This is a genomic window from Pseudoalteromonas sp. SIMBA_162 (genome assembly GCF_046535955.1).
In the GTDB taxonomy this organism is placed as follows: domain Bacteria; phylum Pseudomonadota; class Gammaproteobacteria; order Enterobacterales; family Alteromonadaceae; genus Pseudoalteromonas; species Pseudoalteromonas marina.
This window is the reverse complement of sequence record NZ_JAWJBQ010000470.1, coordinates 1-268: the sequence shown is the minus strand read 5'-3', so window position 1 is coordinate 268 and position 268 is coordinate 1. Positions and strand designations below refer to the sequence as shown.

Below are 268 nucleotides of genomic sequence, written 5' to 3'. Positions count from 1 at the left end.
AGTCTTCAATTGCGCCAGGGCCTTGAGGCGCTCCTGGATTTCTTCCGGAGTCAGCACGCCGGGGTTGTTTTCGATCACCAGGGAATGGCTTTCCCCGGTCAGCGGGATGCTCACCTGGGCTTCCAGCAGGCCGTTGATGTCGTAGGTGAAGCGCACGTCCAACGAGACTTCGCCGGCGGGGCGCTTGGGCACGCGCATTTCCAGCTGGCCCAGGGCGACGTTGTCGCGCACCAGGCGGCTTTCGCCCTGGAAGATCTTCAGCAGCACC

1 protein-coding gene is annotated in these 268 nt (G+C 63.4%); it reads right to left on the bottom strand.

Annotated features, from left to right (window positions below):
- Positions 1 to 268: Hsp70 family protein (locus tag R0J88_RS20530; RefSeq protein WP_410900956.1), on the bottom strand; the 268-nt coding region annotated here is incomplete at both ends.